General features: G+C 72.1%; 17 protein-coding genes and 1 tRNA gene. 10 read left to right on the plus strand and 8 right to left on the minus strand.

Annotation, left to right across the window (positions count from 1 at the left end; all coding sequences use genetic code 11):
* Positions 1-125 precede the first annotated feature (125 nt).
* The gene (locus tag V4Y03_RS05845; RefSeq protein ID WP_317876820.1) at positions 126-1,103 is read left to right on the plus strand and encodes an aldo/keto reductase; all 978 of its coding nucleotides are present in this window, start codon (positions 126-128) and stop codon (positions 1,101-1,103) included.
* A complete protein-coding gene (locus tag V4Y03_RS05850; RefSeq protein ID WP_332434232.1) occupies positions 1,100-3,379 on the plus strand; it encodes a helix-hairpin-helix domain-containing protein in 2,280 nt (759 codons plus the stop codon). Before V4Y03_RS05845 ends, V4Y03_RS05850 begins: the two co-directional genes overlap by 4 nt.
* Before the next feature lie 243 nt (positions 3,380-3,622).
* Here the strand turns inward: V4Y03_RS05850 and V4Y03_RS05855 are convergent, their stop codons facing one another.
* Positions 3,623-4,294 (minus strand): hypothetical protein, encoded by a 672-nt coding sequence (locus V4Y03_RS05855; protein ID WP_332434233.1) that lies wholly within the window; start codon positions 4,292-4,294, stop codon positions 3,623-3,625.
* 47 nt (positions 4,295-4,341) lie between these two features.
* On the opposite strand from V4Y03_RS05855, the gene V4Y03_RS05860 reads away from it, so the two are divergent.
* Complete coding sequence (locus V4Y03_RS05860) at positions 4,342-4,530, plus strand: DUF5703 family protein (protein ID WP_030692832.1); 189 nt, start codon at positions 4,342-4,344, stop codon at positions 4,528-4,530.
* A gap of 71 nt (positions 4,531-4,601) precedes the next feature.
* Here the strand turns inward: V4Y03_RS05860 and V4Y03_RS05865 are convergent, their stop codons facing one another.
* The 3 genes from V4Y03_RS05865 to V4Y03_RS05875 form a co-directional block, all read right to left on the minus strand.
* Positions 4,602-5,351: a chaplin gene (locus tag V4Y03_RS05865; protein ID WP_332434234.1), complete on the minus strand. Its 750-nt coding sequence runs from the start codon at positions 5,349-5,351 to the stop codon at positions 4,602-4,604.
* A 141-nt stretch (positions 5,352-5,492) separates the two neighbouring features.
* Entirely contained in the window at positions 5,493-5,726 is a 234-nt protein-coding gene (chpH, locus tag V4Y03_RS05870) for a chaplin ChpH (RefSeq protein ID WP_030218232.1), read from the minus strand.
* Between the two features lie 141 nt (positions 5,727-5,867).
* Entirely contained in the window at positions 5,868-7,193 is a 1,326-nt protein-coding gene (locus V4Y03_RS05875) for a M20/M25/M40 family metallo-hydrolase (protein WP_332434235.1), read from the minus strand.
* Positions 7,194-7,411: 218 nt separating this feature from the next.
* On the opposite strand from V4Y03_RS05875, the gene V4Y03_RS05880 reads away from it, so the two are divergent.
* Positions 7,412-7,499, plus strand: a tRNA-Leu gene (locus V4Y03_RS05880).
* A 71-nt stretch (positions 7,500-7,570) separates the two neighbouring features.
* Positions 7,571-8,500 (plus strand): pseudouridine synthase, encoded by a 930-nt coding sequence (locus tag V4Y03_RS05885; RefSeq protein WP_317874126.1) that lies wholly within the window; start codon positions 7,571-7,573, stop codon positions 8,498-8,500.
* Here the strand turns inward: V4Y03_RS05885 and V4Y03_RS05890 are convergent.
* From V4Y03_RS05890 to V4Y03_RS05900, 3 genes are all read right to left on the minus strand, one after another.
* Complete coding sequence (locus V4Y03_RS05890; protein ID WP_332434236.1) at positions 8,484-9,113, minus strand: MBL fold metallo-hydrolase; 630 nt, start codon at positions 9,111-9,113, stop codon at positions 8,484-8,486. The genes V4Y03_RS05885 and V4Y03_RS05890 overlap by 17 nt on opposite strands.
* The gene (locus tag V4Y03_RS05895; RefSeq protein WP_317874124.1) at positions 9,113-10,198 is read right to left on the minus strand and encodes an S-(hydroxymethyl)mycothiol dehydrogenase; all 1,086 of its coding nucleotides are present in this window, start codon (positions 10,196-10,198) and stop codon (positions 9,113-9,115) included. Before V4Y03_RS05895 ends, V4Y03_RS05890 begins: the two co-directional genes overlap by 1 nt.
* A gap of 102 nt (positions 10,199-10,300) precedes the next feature.
* Positions 10,301-11,002 carry a FadR/GntR family transcriptional regulator gene (locus V4Y03_RS05900; protein ID WP_317874123.1) on the minus strand — a complete coding sequence of 234 codons (702 nt, stop codon included), beginning with the start codon at positions 11,000-11,002 and terminating at the stop codon, positions 10,301-10,303.
* Positions 11,003-11,149: 147 nt separating this feature from the next.
* Between V4Y03_RS05900 and V4Y03_RS05905 the strand changes: the two genes are divergently transcribed.
* From V4Y03_RS05905 to V4Y03_RS05915, 3 genes are read left to right on the plus strand one after another with little or no spacing between them, the layout of a single operon-like run.
* Positions 11,150-11,668, plus strand: coding sequence for a gluconokinase (locus tag V4Y03_RS05905; RefSeq protein WP_317874122.1), 519 nt, complete (start codon positions 11,150-11,152; stop codon positions 11,666-11,668).
* 17 nt (positions 11,669-11,685) lie between these two features.
* A complete protein-coding gene (locus tag V4Y03_RS05910; protein WP_332434237.1) occupies positions 11,686-13,083 on the plus strand; it encodes a GntT/GntP/DsdX family permease in 1,398 nt (465 codons plus the stop codon).
* A gap of 52 nt (positions 13,084-13,135) precedes the next feature.
* Entirely contained in the window at positions 13,136-13,567 is a 432-nt protein-coding gene (locus tag V4Y03_RS05915; protein WP_332434238.1) for an ASCH domain-containing protein, read from the plus strand.
* A gap of 20 nt (positions 13,568-13,587) precedes the next feature.
* Here the strand turns inward: V4Y03_RS05915 and V4Y03_RS05920 are convergent, their stop codons facing one another.
* Complete coding sequence (locus V4Y03_RS05920) at positions 13,588-15,243, minus strand: FAD-binding dehydrogenase (protein ID WP_332434239.1); 1,656 nt, start codon at positions 15,241-15,243, stop codon at positions 13,588-13,590.
* 93 nt (positions 15,244-15,336) lie between these two features.
* Here V4Y03_RS05920 and V4Y03_RS05925 point away from each other — a divergent pair, with 93 nt between their 5' ends.
* Entirely contained in the window at positions 15,337-15,987 is a 651-nt protein-coding gene (locus V4Y03_RS05925) for a TetR/AcrR family transcriptional regulator (protein WP_317874118.1), read from the plus strand.
* Entirely contained in the window at positions 15,984-16,748 is a 765-nt protein-coding gene (locus tag V4Y03_RS05930) for a glucose 1-dehydrogenase (protein ID WP_317874117.1), read from the plus strand. The genes V4Y03_RS05925 and V4Y03_RS05930 overlap by 4 nt, the downstream gene beginning before the upstream one ends.
* The last annotated feature ends 63 nt before the right edge of the window (positions 16,749-16,811 follow it).

Below are 16,811 nucleotides of genomic sequence, written 5' to 3' on the forward strand. Positions count from 1 at the left end.
CGCACCCCTTACCCATCAGTAACGTCCCTTTGGGCCGGACTCTAGCGCGCGGCCGGGGCATCCGTCAGGACGTGGTTGTCCACAGGCTCTCTCCGCGTGGTGCCCTGGCCAGTAATCTCGCGCCCATGGAGCAGAGGCATCTCGGACGTACCGGCCTGCGTGTGTCGCGCATCGGACTCGGCACCCTCACCTGGGGCCGGGACACCGACGAGCACGACGCCGCCGAGCAGTTGAAGGCGTTCTGGGACGCGGGCGGCACGCTCGTGGACACCGCCGACGTGTACGGCGGAGGCGAAGCCGAGTATCTGCTCGGACGTCTGATGGAGCGGCTCGTCTCCCGGCAGGACCTCGTCCTTTCGACCAAGGCGGGCAGCGTGCCGGACCCCGATCGGCGCACGGACGGCTCGCGGGGGCACCTGCTCGCCGCGCTCGACGCCTCCCTCGCCCGGCTCGGCACCGACCACGTCGACCTGTGGCAGCTGCACGCCTTCGACCCGTACACGCCCCTGGAGGAGTCCCTCCAGGCCCTCGACATCGCCGTACGCAGCGGGCGGGCGCGGTACGCGGGCGTGTCGAACTTCTGCGGCTGGCAGCTCGCGAAGGCGGGCACCTGGCAGCTCTCCGGGGACCGCACCCGGCTCGCCGGGGCGCAGCTGGAGTACTCGCTGCTCCAGCGGGGCGTGGAGCGCGAGGTGCTGCCCGCCGCCCAGGACCTCGGGATAGGCCTGCTGCCCTCGTCACCGCTCGGACGGGGGGTCCTGACGGGCAAGTACCGCTCCGGGACCCCGACGGACTCGCGGGGCGCCTCGGAGACCATGGCGCCGTTCGTGGAGCCGTACCTGGACGAGGCGGCGAGCCGGATCGTGGACGCGGTCGCGACCGCCGCCGACGGCCTCTCGACGACCCCGCTGCACGTGGCGCTCGCCTGGGTCCGCGACCGGCCCGGAGTGACCGCGCCGATCGTCGGCGCGCGCACCGCACGCCAGCTCACGGCCGCGTTGTCGGTGGAGACCCTTAGTCTTCCTGACGAGATCTGTCGGGCGCTGGACGATGTGTCGGCGCCCGTGCACCGCTATCCGGATCACGACTGGAGCACCTTGTGACCGAGCCTTCCGGGGAGACCGCGCCCGAGGCACCCGAGGACGTGGAGCCGACCGAGGACGCGCAGGAGGCCGACACCACGGCACCGGTCGCGGTCGGGGACCCCTCCGAGGAGCCCGCCGCGCAGGACGGGCCGAGCGACGGGCCGAGCGATGAGCCGACGGACGAGGCCGGGGCCGCGGACGAGGCCGCGGACGAGGCCGACGCGGCCGACGCGGCCGGTGCCGACGAGACCGGCGCCGAAGGTGCCGACGCGGCGGGTGCCGAGACCGTCGAGGCCGTCGCCGAGGCCGCCGACACGCCCGAGTTGAGTGACGCGCAGGCCGAGCTCGCCGCGCAGCGGGAGCTGCGGGCCAGGATCGAGGCGCGGAAGGCCGAGAAGGAAGGGCCGCTCGCCAGCGGCGCCAAGCTGAGCGGCACAGCGGCCGACCTCCTCGCGGCCGTACGGGCCGTCGAGGGCGGCTCGGCCTCGGGCACCGCGTTCTACGAGGCCTCCGAGCCCGCCCCCCGGCGCCCCTCCCCCGAGGCGTCGCCGACCGCGACCGTACGGTCCCCCGCGCCCCCGCACGCCCCCGCACCGGCCCCCGGCACCACCGAGGCCGTACGGGAGGTCCTGGCCAAGGGCGGCGCACCCGAGGCGCTGGCCGGGCAGGTCGCCGACACCCTCGGTGAGGGCGCCGCCTCGGCCCTGCTCGACGACCCCTGGCAGCTGCTCGCGGTGCCCGGGGTGCGCCCGGAGCAGGCCGACGGCTTCGCGCGGGCGCTGCTCGGTGCCGCCTGCGGCCCCGACGACCCCCGCCGCACGGTCGCCCTGACCGTGTGGCTGCTGGAGCGGGCCGCGCTCCAGGGGCACACCGCCCTGGAGGTCCAGGCCGTGCGCGCCGGACTCACCGGGCACCGGGTGCCCGACCCCGAGGCGGCGGTCGAGGAGTCGATCTCCACGGGCGCGGTCCTCGTCTTCCAGGAGGAGGAGACCCCGGCGGAGGAGCCCGAGGCGGACGAGACGGACGAGGAGCCCGAGCCGCCCGTCTCCGAGGAGCCCGCCCCGCCCGTGCTGCTCGGGCTCGACCGGTACGCGCTCGCGGAGGAGAGCCTCGCGGACGGTCTCGCCCGGCTGGTCAAGACGGCGACGGCCGACGACTGGGACGGCTCCGAGCTGGAGCGCGCCGCCGGTACGCACGGCCTCGTGCTGCACACCGGCGGCGAGGCCTCCCGCGCCGAGCCGGTGGCCCTCGCGGCGGCGGCCCGCGCGCGCGGGCTGCGCACCCTGGTCGCCGTCCACGCCGACGGCGGACGCCGCGCCCTCGGGACCGAGGGGGCGGACGCGGTGACGGTCGCCGCGCTGCTCTCCGGTACGGCGGGTCCCGGCCGCGACGAGGAGGGCGCCTTCGCGCTGGACCTCCTGGTGGTGCTCGACGCGCCGCAGCTGGACGTGGAGACGGCCGCGATGCTCGTGGAGTCCCTTCCGGACGGCTGCCGTCTGGTGCTGAGCGGCGACCCGGAGGTCCTGGGCGCGCCCGGTGCGGGGCGGGTCTTCTCCGACGCGCTCGCCGCCCGGGTGTGCCCCCGGATCGCCTCCCGGCTGCCGGACCCGGGGCCGCTCGGCGAGCTGGTCTCGGGCATCGGCGCCGGAGAGCTGAACCAGGTCGAGGCCCCCGGCAAGGAGATCGTGATCGTCCCCGTGCGGGACGCCGGCGAGGCCGTGCACCGTACGGTCCAGCTGGTGGCCGACTCGGTGCCCCGGGCGATCGGGGTGCCCCCGGAGCAGACGCAGGTCCTCACGGTCGGCCACGGCGGCTCGGCGGGTACGCGCGCGCTGAACGCGGCGCTCAAGCAGCGGCTCAACCCCGGACCGGGCCGCTTCGGCGGCTACGACCCGGGGGACAGGGTGGCGTACGCGCCCGTGCCGGGGCGGACGGTGACGGGCACGGTCCTGTCGGCCGACGCCGAGGGCCTGCGGCTGCGGTGCGCGGACGAGGAGGTCCTGGTACCCCGGGACCGGGTGGAGTCGGCGCTGCGGCACGGCTGGGCCCTCACCGCCCACCAGGCGGCCGGGGCACGCTGGCCCGCGGTGGTCGTGGTGCTGCCCGGGGACGCCGCCGGGGGCCTGAGCAGGCCGTGGGTGTACACGGCCTTCGGCCGGGCGGAGCGCCATCTGTCGGTCGTGCACGGCGTGGACCAGGCGCTGCCGCGTGCGGTGGCCGAGGGGGTGGCCCCGGAGCGTACGACGCGGCTTCGGCCGCTCCTCGAAGCCCTGCTCGCCGCGGACGAGGAGTAAGACCGACCGGCAAATGGGGGGTGGAAGAAGGAGCGGGGCTGGGTGCGTGCAGCTGCGAGGCGGAGGATTGAGGCATGGCGGAGCCATGGTGATTGACGACAACGCGGCAGATGTGCGTGCCCAGCCCCGCGACGCTGCCCCCCATTTGCCGGTCGGTCTAAGAACGGGGAAGAGCCGCCGGAGGGCCGGGACACCACGATCGGTGTCCCGGCCCTCCGCCGTCTCCCCCGGCTCTCCGTACCGTCAGGAGCCGGAGCCGCCGGCCCGGTCCTCCCCGTCGCCGTCGCCGCCCTCGTCCTCGTCCTCGTCGAAGACGGAGCTGACGTCGAAGCGGCAGATGATCCGTTCCGGATCGGCGTGGTCGAAGGGGGCGTTGAGCCACTCCCCCGGTTCCGGGAGTTCCTCGGCGGCGGTGACCCAGAGCGTGGAGTCGCCCTCCTCCAGGCCGAACTCCTTGTGCCGGGAGGCGATCTCGTCGGGTTCGAACTCGCCGAAGAGCACGCCCAGCGCGGCGAGCGGCGAGACGCCGGCCCTGGCGGCCGGGCCCGTGGTGTCCGCCGGGCCGTCGATCTCGGCGACGCGGCGGGCCTGGGCGAGCAGTCGTTGGGGTTCCGCCACGGCGTAGTCGCGGCGGATCAGCACGCTGAGGGCATGGGGTTCGTCAGGTCCGGCGTAGGGCGGCAGGGCGCCGTCCGCTCCGGGGATCTCGAAGGGGGTGACCTCGTCGTAGCGGTCGTAGAGGATTTCGTCGTACGCCTCGGCCGCCGTGGCGAGGGCGTTGAAGGCTTCGTAGACGGCCGGGTCGTCGTCCCCCGTGCGGCGTTCGACCGCCGCGAGGTGACGGTCCAGTGCGGCTTTGACCGCCTCGGCGGCGGCGCGTACCTCGGCAGCGGTGGGCTGCGCAGCATCAGACATGGGACAGACGCTATCCGTACCGGGCCGGTGCCCGCACAATAGATGCGATGCCGGAATACGAATTTGTCGACGTGTACGTGCCGCGCGGCGTCTCCCGCAAGGAGGCGGCGCGGCTGCTGACCGACCATGCCGAGTACGGACACTGGGAGTTGGACCGTCTGAGCCTGCACCGGGACGGGAGCCGCAGGGTGCGGCTGAAGCGGCGGATCATCCGCCAGGTCCGGGCGACCTGGTAGCGGAACAGGACGACGAGAAGGGGCCCCGCGGTGTGCGGGGCCCCTTGTGCGTGGTGCGTGACCGCGGTGCCTCAGGCGGCGCTGCGGGCGCGGCGGTAGATCAGCGATCCGGCGAGCAGCAGACCGGCACCGGCGGGGACGATCACGCCGAGCGGCCCGGAACCGGTCTCGGCGAGTTCCTCGACGCCGCGCGGCGGAGTGAGGACCTGTGTACCGGGAGTGTTCGGCCCGACCTCGCCGCCGGGGGTACCCGGGTGACCGGGGGTGCCGGGGGTGCCGGGAGTACCGGGGGTGCCCGGGGTCCCAGGAGTACCAGGAGTGCCGGGAGTACCAGGGGTCCCCGGGGTCTCCTCCCCGTAACCCGTGTCCCCGCCGTCCTCGCCGTACCCCCCGTCCGCGCCGTTCGCGCAGTCGTTGCCCGCGACGGCGTTGCCCAGGCCGATGCCCGTGACACTGTCGCCGCACACGTTCACCGGGACGTCGACCGGCACCTTGACGGTGTTGCCGGAGGCGACCCCGGAAGAGTGGCTGGTGTGCCCACCGGCGGACGAACCGCCGCCAGGACCGCCGGGCCTGGAGGTGTTGGCACAGGTGTTTCCCATCGCCGGATTCAGTACTCCGACGACATTGACGGTGTTTCCGCAGGCGTTCACCGGAACGTGCACCGGGACCTGGACGGAATTTCCGGACGCGACGCCCGGGGAATTCGTGGCCGTACCGTACGCACCGGAATCGGCGTGCGCGTAACCGCCACCGACGGCGGCGAGAACGCCTCCGGCTGCCGCAACGATGACCAGACCCTTGCGCGTGACCTGTCGCATAGCTTGTTTCCCTGCCTGCTCGGCTTCGAACGAGTGCCACCGGGCCGAGGACCCGGGGCGGAAATGGCCACCGGCCCCGGAGTGCATGGCACGCACTCCGGGGCCGGACCGGCTCACACCCTCACGGGGCGAGGCACAACGTCAGGCGTTGACGCAGGTGTTGCCGAAGGCGGGGTTCAGCAGGCCGATCACGGAGACCGTGTTGCCGCACAGGTTCACGGGGACGTGAACCGGAACCTGGACGACGTTGCCCGAGAGGACACCGGGGGAACCGATGGCGGCACCCTGGGCACCCGCGTCGGCAACGGCCATGCCCGCACCCGCGAGAACGAGACCGCCAGTGGCAGCCGCAGCAGCGACGACCTTCTTGATCATTATTCCTCCTAGTTGGAAACGCGGTCCCAGCCGCGGACCGCAACACCTGTAACGAGGGGGAATGGTGGGGGCTACGAGCCTCCGAGTTCATTCACTCTTTCTGGTCACATACAAACGCGCGAACGAATTCGGCGGACTCCGTCAGCAGGCGTCGATGAACCGGTCCAGAACCCGCGCGCCGAACTTCAGCCCGTCCACGGGCACCCGCTCGTCCACGCCGTGGAACATGCCGGCGAAGTCCAGCTCCGGCGGCAGCTGGAGCGGGGCGAAGCCGAAGCAGCGGATGCCGAGGTCGTCGAAGGACTTCGCGTCGGTGCCGCCGGAGAGCATGTACGGGACGGCGCGGGCGATCGGGTCCTCGGCGCGCAGCGCCAGCTGCATGGCGTCGACCAGGGCGCCGTCGAAGTCGGTCTCCAGGGCCTTGTCGCCGTGCACGTCCTCGCGCTTCACGTTCGGTCCGAGGATCCGGTCGAGGTCGGCCAGGAACTCCTGCTCGTAGCCGGGCAGGAAGCGGCCGTCGACGTGCGCGGTGGCCTGACCGGGGATCACGTTCACCTTGTAGCCGGCGCCGAGCATGGTCGGGGCGGCCGAGTTCCGCAGGGTGGCGCCGACCATCTTGGCGATGCCGCCGAGCTTGGCGAGGGTGCCGTCCATGTCCTCGGGGTCGAGCGGGGTGCCCAGCGCGTCCGACAGCTCGTCCAGGAAGGAGCGGACGGTCTTGGTGACCCTGACGGGCCACTGGTGGCGGCCGAGCCGGCCGACGGCCTCGCACAGCTCGGTGATGGCGTTGTCGTCATTGGTCATCGAGCCGTGGCCCGCCGTGCCCTCGACGGTCAGGCGCATCCAGTGCATGCCCTTCTGCGCCGTCTCGACCAGGTAGAGCCGCAGGTTCTCGTTCACGGTGAAGGAGAAGCCGCCGACCTCGCCGATGGCCTCGGTGACCCCGTCGAAGAGGTCCCGGTGCTTGTCGACCAGATGCCGGGCGCCGTAGGTGCCGCCGGCCTCCTCGTCGGCGAGGAAGGCGAGGACGATGTCGCGCGGGGGCTTGCGGCCTCTGCGCAGCCGGTCCCGTACGACCGCGAGGGTCATCGCGTCCATGTCCTTCATGTCGACGGCGCCGCGGCCCCAGACGCAGCCGTCCGCGATCTCCCCCGAGAAGGGGTGGTGGGTCCAGTCCTCGGCGTTGGCGGGGACGACATCGGTGTGGCCGTGGATGAGCAGGGCCGGGCGGGACGGGTCCTCGCCCTCGATGCGGGCGACCGTGGAGGCCCGCCCCTGGTGCGACTCGATGACCTTCGGTTCGAGTCCGACCTCCGCGAGCTTCTCGGCGATGTACTCCGCGGCCGCCCGCTCGCCGGGACCGGAGTGGTCCCCGTAGTTGCTGGTGTCGATGCGGATGAGGTCGCGACAGAGGTCCACGACCTCGTTCTCCGCGGTGACGGTTCGGCCGGTGTTCGACTCGCTCACGCTGCTTCCTCCCACTACGTGCCCCACGTGATTGCTTCGGTGCCCGCCCATCCTCCCGCGTGCCCCCGCCCGCGCCCAAGGGCGGCCCTCGGGCGACATGCGCCCGACACACGACGGGGCCGGCCGGGATGGTGATCGGGGTGGTGATCGACCACCCCAGATGTTTGCTATTGTTTTCCACGTCGGAAGGGCCGAGCGGCCAGGAAGACAGACACCTTGTCCGGGTGGCGGAATGGCAGACGCGCTAGCTTGAGGTGCTAGTGCCCTTTATCGGGCGTGGGGGTTCAAGTCCCCCCTCGGACACCACACGGAAGTCCCGGTCGAGATCATCTCGACCGGGACTTCCGCTTTTGTATGTGCGGTCACGAGGCGGAGCGGTGAGACGGAGAGCGAAGGCGCCGGCCGCGCCGCTGCCCCAGCGGGACGGGGTCGATCCCGTCCGCGTACGGCTTCCCGACGATCCGGACGGGGCGTGGGCGACCGTACGGGACCATCTGCTCGACCGGTACGCGGCGGCCGTCGGGGCCGGGCGGGTCGAGGAGATGCTGCGCGAGGGCCGGTTCGTCGGGGTCGACGGGCCCGTGGCCGGGGACGAGCCGTACACCGTGGGCCGGTATCTCTGGTTCCACCGGGACTTCCCGGTGGAGGAGCCGGTGCCGTTCCCGGTCGGGGTCGTGTACCGGGACGAGCGCATCGTGGTCGCGGACAAGCCGCACTTCCTCGCGACGATGCCCCGGGGCCGGCATGTGACCGAGACCGTGCTCGCCCGGCTGCGGCGGGAGCTGGGGCTGCCGTTCCTCCAGCCCGCGCACCGGCTGGACCGGCTGACGGCGGGACTCGTGCTCTGCGTCGTACGGCCGGAGGACCGGGGGGCGTACCAGACGCTGTTCCGGGACCGGCGGGTGCGCAAGGAGTACGAGGCCCTGGCACCGTACGAGCCGGCGGTGGCGCTGCCGGTGACCCTGCGGAGCCGGATCGAGAAGGAGCGCGGGGTGATGGCCGCCCGGGAGGTGCCGGGCGGCGAGCCGAACGCGGAGAGCCGGATCGAGCTGCTCGGGCACGCGGGCGGGCTCGGGCGGTACCGGCTGGTGCCGGAGACCGGGCGGACGCATCAGCTGCGGGTGCACATGAACGCGCTGGGGCTGCCGATCCTGCACGATCCGGTCTATCCGGTGGTCCGCGCGGACGGGCCGGAGGACTTCTCGCTTCCGCTGCAACTGCTCGCGCGGACGCTTGAGTTCACCGACCCGTTCACGGGTGAGGGACTGCGTTTCGAGAGCCGGCTGGCTCTCAGTGGCCTCGGCTGATCCACTCCTGGAGGTGCGGGGCCTCGGCGCCGATGGTGGTGGTGTCGCCGTGCCCCGTCCGTACCACCGTCTCCGGGGGCAGGGTGAGGAGCTTCCCGCGGATCGAGTCGACGATCGTGGGGAAGTCCGAGAAGGAGCGGCCGGTGGCGCCGGGGCCGCCCTGGAAGAGGGTGTCGCCGGTGAAGACCGTGCCCAGCTCCGGGGCGTACAGGGAGACCGCGCCGGGGGCGTGGCCGGGTGTGTGCAGCACGGTGAGGTCGGTGCCGGCGATGGTGAGGACCTGGCCGTCGGTGAGTTCGCCGTCGGGGCTGTGGTCGGGGTGGGTCTGCTTCCAGAGCGGCTGGTCGGCGGGGTGGAGCAGGATGCGGGCGCCGGTGGCGGCCGCGAGTGCCGGGGCCGCGTCCACGTGGTCGTTGTGGGCGTGGGTGCAGACGATGGCGCGCAGGGCGCGGCCGTCGAGGGCGGCGAGGATGGCGTCGGCGTCGTGGGCGGCGTCGACGACGATGGCCTCGGTGTCGTCGCCGACGATCCAGACGTTGTTGTCGACCTCCCAGGTGCCGCCGTCGAGGCTGAACGTGCCGGAGGTGACGAGGTGGTCGATGCGGGCGCTCATCACAGCACCACCACCGAGCGGAGGACGTCGCCCTCGTGCATGCGGGCGAAGGCCTTCTCGACGTCGCCGAGGCCGATGGTCTCGGTGACGAAGGCGGCGAGGTCGATGCGGCCCTGCTGGTGCAGGTCGATCAGCATCGGGAAGTCGCGGGAGGGCAGGCAGTCGCCGTACCAGGAGGACTTGAGCGCGCCACCGCGGCCGAAGACGTCGAGGAGGGGCAGTTCGAGCTGCATCTCGGGGGTGGGGACGCCGACGAGGACGACGGTGCCAGCGAGGTCGCGGGCGTAGAAGGCCTGCTTGTACGTCTCCGGGCGGCCGACGGCCTCGATGACGACATCGGCGCCGAAGCCGCCGGTGAGCTCGCGGATGGCCTCGACGGGGTCGGTGGAGCGGGAGTTGACGGTGTGGGTGGCACCCATCGTCTTCGCCGTCTCCAGCTTGCGGTCGTCGATGTCGACGGCGATGACCTTCGCGGCTCCGGCGAGGCGGGAGCCGACGATCGCGGCGTCGCCGACGCCTCCGCAGCCGATGACGGCGACGGTGTCGCCGCGGCCCACGTTCCCGGTGTTGATGGCGGCGCCGATGCCGGCCATGACGCCGCAGCCGAGGAGGCCCGCGACCTCGGGGGCGACGGCGGGGTCGACCTTGGTGCACTGCCCCGAGGCGACGAGGGTCTTCTCGGCGAAGGCGCCGATACCGAGGGCCGGGGAGAGCTCGGTGCCGTCGAGCAGGGTCATCCGCTGCTTGGCGTTGTGGGTGTCGAAGCAGTACCAGGGGCGGCCCCGGCGGCAGGCGCGGCACTGGCCGCACACCGCACGCCAGTTGAGGATCACGTAGTCGCCGGGCTCGACGTCGGTGACGCCCTCGCCGACCGACTCCACGATTCCGGCGGCCTCGTGGCCGAGCAGGAAGGGGAACTCGTCGTTGATGGCACCCTGCTTGTAGTGCAGGTCCGTGTGACAGACACCGCAGGCCTGGATCTTCACGACGGCTTCACCGGGGCCGGGGTCGGGGATGACGATCGTCTCGACCCGTACCGGTTCGTTCCTGCCGGGGGCGATGACCCCCTGGACGTGCTGCGGCATGGCGAACTTTCCTTCCTCCGAACGGATCTTGCAAGACTCTTGGGTACCACTATCTCCCGACAAAACGCGAGACGGGCCGATTCCCGGTGGCGTACGGGGTCCTCACGGAGCCAGTACGTCCAGCTCCTGGAGGGCGCCGACCGCGATCTGCCGGGTGAGTTCCTCGGCGCGGACGGCGTCCCGCTCCCGTACCGCTTCGGCGACCTGGACGTGGAGGGTGACGGCGGCCGGGTCGGGGTCCTCGAACATCACGTGGTGGTGGGTGCGGCCGGTGAGGACCTCGGCGACGACGTCCCCGAGGCGGGCGAACATCTCGTTCCCCGAGGAGTTGAGCACGACCCGGTGGAAGGCGATGTCGTGGACGAGGTACTCCTCCAGACGCCGGCCGCGCGAGGTGGCGACCATGCCGAGGGCCTGCTCGGTGAGCTCGCGGCACTGCTCGGGCGTGGCGTTCACCGCGGCCAGGCCTGCGGCGACGGGCTCGACGGCGGAGCGGAGCACGGTCAGCGAGCGGAGCTGGCGGGGGCGGTCGGCGCCGGCGAGGCGCCAGCGGATGACCTGGGGGTCGTACACGTTCCAGCTGGCGGTGGGGAGCACGGTCACGCCGACGCGGCGGCGGGACTCGACGAGGTGCATGGACTCCAGGACGCGGACGACCTCGCGGACCACCGTCCGGGACACGTCGAAGCGCTGGGCCAGCTCGTCGGTGCGCAGCACCGTGCCGGGCGGGTACTCCCCCGCGGTGATCGCGAGACCCAGGGTGGCGAGGACGTGGGAGTGAAGCCCCTGGGCCGGTGTCGTCATGGTGGCAAGCCTATGCGTGCCCGCCTGGATGATCACATCGGGAATTAAAAGTACTACTTTTAGATCACAGCCTCTTGAATACGTCGTACCCAATGGGTTTCATGGGCGCGACGGATCGATGTCGAAGAAGACAGCGAGGCACCACCCATGAGCACCACCCCCCACCCTCAGGTCGTCGTCGTGATGGGCGTCGCCGGAACCGGCAAGACCACGATCGGCCCGCTGGTCGCGGAAGCCCTCGGCCTCCCCTACGCGGAGGGCGACGACTTCCACCCGGCGGCGAACGTGGCAAAGATGACGGCCGGCATCCCCCTGGACGACACCGACCGCGAGCCCTGGCTCGACGCCATCGGAGGGTGGGCGCACGGCCGGGCCGGGCTCGGCGGTGTGGTGAGCAGTTCCGCGCTGAAGCGGAGCTACCGGGACCGGCTGAGGGCCGCCGCTCCCGGTGTCGTCTTCCTCCATCTGACCGGCGACCGGAAGCTCATCGAGGAACGCATGGCCGGCCGCAAGGGCCACTTCATGCCGACGGCACTCCTCGACTCCCAGTTCGCCACCCTGCAGCCGCTGCAGGACGACGAGGCCGGCGTCGCCGTCGACGTCTCCGGCACCCCCGAAGAGATCACCGCCAGGGCCGCCGCCGCGCTGCGCCGGCTCACCCACTGACCCCCGAGGACTCCACCGTGACCAGTCTCAGCGTCGAGATCCTGGCAGCGGACGCCGCCGAACCCATCACCTCGGCAGGCAACGCCCAGCTCGGCATCGCCGTACTCGCCGGCATCGCCGTCATCGTCCTGCTCATCACCAAGTTCAAGCTGCACGCGTTCCTGGCCCTGACCATCGGGTCGCTCGCCCTCGGCGCGTTCGCGGGGGCCCCGCTCGCGGACACCATCAAGTCCTTCACCACCGGCCTCGGCGCCACCGTCGCCGGCGTGGGCGTGCTGATCGCCCTCGGCGCGATCCTCGGCAAGCTGCTCGCCGACTCGGGCGGCGCCGACCAGATCGTCGACACGATCCTCGCCAGGGCGAGCGGCCGGGCCATGCCGTGGGCGATGGTCCTCATCGCCTCCGTGATCGGCCTGCCGCTCTTCTTCGAGGTCGGCATCGTGCTGCTGATCCCGGTCGTGCTGCTCGTCGCCAAGCGCGGCAACTACTCCCTGATGCGGATCGGCATCCCGGCCCTCGCCGGTCTCTCCGTGATGCACGGGCTGATCCCGCCGCACCCCGGCCCGCTCGTCGCGATCGACGCGGTCGGCGCCAACCTGGGGGTCACCCTCGCTCTCGGTCTCGTCGTCGCCGTCCCGACCGTGATCATCGCCGGACCGGTCTTCTCCCGGTACGCCGCCCGCTGGGTGGACATCCCGGCCCCCGAGAAGATGATCCCCACCCGTCCTTCCGAGGACCTGGAGAAGCGCCCCGGCTTCGGCGTCACCGTCGCGACCATCCTGCTGCCCGTCGTCCTGATGCTGGTCAAGGCGCTCGTCGACATCGTCGTCGACGACCCGGACAACGGCCTCCAGAAGGTCACCGACGTCATCGGCTCCCCGCTGATCGCGCTGCTCGCCGCCGTCATAGTCGCGCTCTTCACCCTGGGCCGGGCGGCCGGCTTCACCAAGGACCGGCTCTCCTCGACCGTCGAGAAGTCCCTCGCCCCGATCGCGGGCATCCTGCTGATCGTCGGTGCGGGCGGCGGCTTCAAGCAGACCCTGATCGACATCGGCGTCGGCCAGATGATCCTGGACTTCTCCGAGAACTGGTCGATCCCTGCCCTGCTGCTCGCCTGGCTGATCGCCGTCGCGATCCGGCTGGCGACCGGCTCCGCGACCGTCGCGACGATCTCGGCGGCGGGCCTCGTGGCGCCGCTGGCGGAGGGCATGTCGACCAGTCACACGGCGCTGCTCGTCCTCGCGATCGGCGCGGGCTCGCTCTTCTTCAGCCATGTCAACGACGCCGGGTTCTGGCTGGTGAAGGAGTACTTCGGGATGAGCGTCGGCCAGACGATCAAGACCTGGTCGGTGATGGAGACGATCATCTCGGTGGTCGGCATCGTGTTCGTCCTGCTGCTGTCGCTGGTGCTGTAGCGCCCGCCCGGATCGCAGGTGAGGGCCGGTCGTGGCTGACAGAATGTCGCCCATGACCGGCCCTCACGCGCTCAAGCCCTTCCTCCTCGCCTTCCCCGGCCCGGTCCGGGACCGGCTCGTCGCCGCCGTCCTCGCCGGCGAGAAGACCGCCACGACGGGACTCCTCGTGGAGTGGGAGGCCGAGAACGAGGAGCTGCCCGAGGTGGGCGAGCGCTCGGCGCTCGTCGACTCGGACGGTCGCGAGGTCGCGATCGTGGAGGTGACGGAGGTCCGGTCGCTGCCGCTGGGCGAGGTGGACCTCCGGCTCGCCCTCGACGAGGGCGAGGGGTTCCGGTCGGTCGCGGAGTGGCGTGCCGCCCACGAGCACTTCTGGCACAGCGAGGAGATGCGGGAGGGGCTGGGCGACCCGGACTTCGTGGTGGACGACGGGACGATCGCGGTGGTGGAGCGGTTCAGGGTGGTGGAGCTGATTCAGGGGGACTGAGGGGACCGAGGGGCGCCCCGTCAGCCCAACGCCTTCGCCGCCGCTCGCCCCGCCGCCCTTCCCGAGAAGATGCAGCCGCCGAGGAAGGTGCCTTCGAGGGAGCGGTAGCCGTGGACCCCGCCGCCGCCGAAGCCGGCCGCCTCGCCCGCCGCGTACACGCCTTCGAGCGGCTCACCGCTCGAAGTGAGGACACGGGAGTCGAGGTCCGTCTCCAGGCCTCCGAGTGACTTGCGGGTGAGGATGTTGAGGCGTACGGCGATCAGCGGGCCCGCCTTGCGGTCCAGGATGCGGTGCGGCGCGGCGGTGCGGATGAGCTTGTCGCCCAGGTACTTGCGGGCCCCTCGGATCGCCGTGACCTGGAGGTCCTTGGTGAAGGGGTTGGCGATCTCCCGGTCGCGTGCGGTGATCTCGCGGCGCAGCGCGGTCTCGTCGATGAGGTCTTCGCCGGTGATCCGGTTCATGCCCCGCACGAGGGCGGACAGGTCGTTCTCGACGACGAAGTCGGCTCCCTTGTCCATGAACGCCTGGACGGGGCCGGGCACATCGGCGCGGGCACGGCCGATGACGTCGCGGATCGACTTGCCGGTGAGGTCGGGGTTCTGTTCGGAGCCGGAGAGGGCGAACTCCTTGCCGATGATCCGCTTGTCGAGGACGAACCAGGTGTGGTCATGGCCGGTCCGCATGATGTGTTCGAGGGTGCCGAGGGTGTCGAAGCCGGGGAAGAGCGGCACGGGCAGCCGCTTGCCGGTGGCGTCCAGCCAGAGCGAGGACGGTCCGGGGAGGATCCGGATGCCGTGCTTGGCCCAGATCGGGTTCCAGTTCTCGATGCCCTCGGTGTAGTGCCACATCCGGTCGCGGTTGATGTGGTGGGCCCCGGCCTTCTCGGCGACGCCCAGCATCAGGCCGTCGACGTGCGCGGGCACGCCGGAGAGCATCCGGGCGGGCGGGGTGCCGAGCCGCTCGGGCCACTGGGCGCGGACGAGGTCGTGGTTGCCGCCGATGCCGCCGGAGGTGACGATCACGGCCTGGGCGCGCAGTTCGAAGGTGCCGGTGGACGTGCGGGAGCTGGCGGTGCCGCGCTCGGCGTCGGAGGGTTCCAGGATCTCGCCGGTGACGGTGTCGACGGCTCCGGCGGTACGGCCGAGGCCGGTGACCCGGTGGCGGAAGCGGAACCGGACGAGGCCGCGTGCGACGCCCTCGCGGACCTTCCGCTCGAAGGGGGCGACGAGGCCGGGGCCCGTACCCCAGGTGATGTGGAAGCGGGGGACGGAGTTGCCGTGGCCGTTGGCGTCGTAGCCGCCGCGCTCGGCCCAGCCGACGACCGGGAAGAAGCGCACCCCGCGCGCGTGGAGCCAGGCGCGCTTCTCGCCGGCGGCGAAGTCGACGTACGCCTCGGCCCACTTCCGGGGCCAGTGGTCCTCGGTGCGGTCGAAGCCGGCGGTGCCGTGCCAGTCCTGGAGGGCGAGGGCGTGGCTGTCCTTGACGCGCATCCGGCGCTGCTCGGGCGAGTCGACGAGGAAGAGACCGCCGAAGGACCAGTGGGCCTGGCCGCCGAGGGACTGCTCGGGTTCCTGGTCGAGGAGGATCACGGTGCGGCCGGCGTCGACCAGCTCGGCGGTGGCGACGAGCCCGGCGAGGCCGGCCCCGATCACGATCACATCAGCGTCGTAGGGCATGGACCGCATCTTGGATACACGGATGTATCGAGTCAACCGTCCTGACCGCCCCCGGCGCTCCCGTTTTCTAATGTCGAGCATTAATATGAATGCATGGCGAGGACATCGGGGCCCGAGACCCGGGACAGACTGATCCGCGCGGCGGAGGAGATCTTCGCCGCCCAGGGCGTCGACGGCGCACAGCTGCGGGACGTGGTCGCACGGGCGGGACAGGCCAATCCGTCCGCCGTGCAGTACCACTTCGGCTCGCGCGCCGGACTCCTCGACGCCGTGATGGCAGGCCGCCAGGCCCGTACGGAGAGCGTGCTCGCCCCGCTGCTCGCGGTCGCCGCCGACGAACCGCGCGCCCTCGTCGAGGCCCTCGTCACCGCCGAGGCCAGCGAGCTGCGCACCGACCGGGGCCGGCGCTGCCTGCGGATATCCGCGCAGCTCAGCCACGAGAGCGGCGTGCGCGCCCGCACCCCCCACCCGACGCTCGCGGGCACCGACTACTGGCGCCTGATCGAGCGGATCGCGGACCGGCTGGCCGCCGACGGGCTGCCCGAGCCGCTCCTCCTGGAACGCCTCGACCTGGCGCTGACCGTGGTCGGCGCGGCGATGGCGGACCGGGCCCGGCAGTACCTGGCCGGCACCGAACCTCTCACCGGTGAGGCGCTCTTCCTCGCCGATCTGGTCGAGACCACCACCGCCCTGCTGCGCGCCGCACAGCCGGAGCAGGCGCACCACCGAAAGGACCTCTCATGAACGACCTCACCGGCAGGACCGTGATCATCACCGGCGGCGCCCGCGGGCTGGGCGCCGAGGCCGCCCGCCAGGCGGTCGCGGCCGGCGCGAACGTCGTCCTCACCGACGTGCTCGACGAGGAGGGCGAGGCGACCGCCGAGGCGCTCGGCGAGAAGGCGCGCTTCTTCCACCACGACGTGACCTCCGAGGAGGAGTGGGCGGCGGCCGTCGCGTTCGCGGTGGCGGAGTTCGGCGGGCTGCACGGTCTGGTGAACAACGCGGGCATCTCCACCGGCGCCCTCCTCGAGACCGAGTCCGTCGAGCACTTCCGCAAGGTCCTCGACATCAACCTGACCGGCGTCTTCATCGGCATGAAGGCCGCGATCCCGGCGATGAGGGAGGCCGGCGGCGGCTCGATCGTCAACATCTCCTCGGCCGCGGGCCTGATGGGCCTGGCCCTGACCGCCGGGTACGGCGCCTCCAAGTGGGGCGTGCGCGGTCTGACGAAGATCGGCGCGGTGGAGCTGGGCACGGCGAAGATCCGCGTCAACTCCGTCCACCCGGGCATGACGTACACCCCGATGACCGCCTCCGTCGGCATCCAGCGCGGCGAGGGCAACTACCCGAACACGCCGATGGGCCGGGTCGGCGAGGCCGACGAGATCGCGGGCGCGGTCGTCTTCCTGCTGTCGGACGCCGCCTCGTACGTGACGGGCGCGGAGCTGGCGGTGGACGGCGGCTGGACCACCGGTCCGACGGTCAAGTACGTCATGGGGCAGTGAGCCGGACAGCCGGGGCGGTGACTCCGTCTGGGGCGTGACCCCGGTGACCGGGGCGATGGCTCC

Source organism: Streptomyces sp. P9-A4 (assembly GCF_036634195.1).
Classification (GTDB): Bacteria; Actinomycetota; Actinomycetes; order Streptomycetales; family Streptomycetaceae; genus Streptomyces.